The sequence below is a fragment of the Fulvivirga kasyanovii genome, from assembly GCF_009711405.1.
Lineage (GTDB): Bacteria > Bacteroidota > Bacteroidia > Cytophagales > Cyclobacteriaceae > Fulvivirga > Fulvivirga kasyanovii.
This window is the reverse complement of sequence record NZ_SMLW01000335.1, coordinates 1-1,195: the sequence shown is the minus strand read 5'-3', so window position 1 is coordinate 1,195 and position 1,195 is coordinate 1. Positions and strand designations below refer to the sequence as shown.

Genomic DNA, 1,195 nt, shown 5'->3' with positions numbered 1-1,195 from the left:
TTTGGTAAAGCTTTACTGTTCTATAACACCGACTGAGGATTTTTACTAGTACCCATGCTACTTTCCTACCATAATTAAGATTGTGCCTCCGATATATAGATTATTTTAACTCCTTTACAAAGCCATATGTCGAAACCGGTGTTTGTCCATTAGGTATTTCACTAAACGCTTTATAAAAAAGGTATGCTTTATCCTTATCCAGCCCGTTGAAAACCTGCCCTATTGACTGATGGATTTTATCGTTCTCTTCTTTAGTTTTTACTGTATCCTGAATATCAATTTGTGTCAGATATTCCACCATGGGAAAGTATCCCTCCTGAGTACGTTGGAGGTATACGCTCAATATCTGCGGCTGAGATTCAATATTATCCATAGCCAATGGAAAAGTGTACTTACCCTTAACTTCAGACATTAAAGTTTCATAGAAGTGCCTCATCTCCCCTTCCTTTTGGTACTTCCAAAATTTATTGGCGGGGTTTGCTAACTGCGAGCTTAAAAACATATGATTGGCAGCATCAATCAAATACCCTTTTTCATAATCTGCCTTTGCCATTTCATAAAACTGCGGGGCATTATTACCATTGAGCCTGTATTGTCCAAATTGAAGGATATTTAATTTCCAACCTTCCGGATATTTACCATATACATTAGTAATCAAAAGTTCATCAAGTTCATTTTTAAGCAGAATAAGAGAAACAAACATTTCTTTATTAACAGCCTTGTAACTGATTATATAATCATCTGTTCCACTAATTCCTGACATCACAGTATTTCCCACTCCAGTTGTGCTATTCTCGACATAATATTGATTAAGGATTTCATAGTTGGCACCCTGAACTGCTCCACTAACTTTTTCTATCATTTGCCTTATATTGTCATCCGTTTTTTTCCTTAATTCGTCCGACATAACTTTCTTTAGAGATTCTGGGCTATTATTAAACACTGCATTTAGCACTTGTTTATCGAGAGCAGCTATTTCAGTTTTTAGTTCCAGATCTATATTTTCATCTTTCCATGTCCCTGAGCCCCCCACATTACAGCTTTGAAAAGCAATCGCTATCAGGGTCATTAAAAACAATAATTGTTTCATAGTTTAATATGTTCTACAGTGCTTTAACCAACTTAATATTCTGAATTTCGCGGCAATATACACTCATTATAACTTTCAGGCAATTTAATATATCTTATATACTAA

1 protein-coding gene is annotated in these 1,195 nt (G+C 35.1%); it reads right to left on the bottom strand.

Annotation, left to right across the window (positions count from 1 at the left end):
• Positions 1 to 100: 100 nt before the first annotated feature.
• Positions 101 to 1,090, bottom strand: coding sequence for a hypothetical protein (locus E1163_RS03205; RefSeq protein ID WP_155169385.1), 990 nt, complete (start codon positions 1,088 to 1,090; stop codon positions 101 to 103).
• Between the last annotated feature and the right edge of the window lie 105 nt (positions 1,091 to 1,195).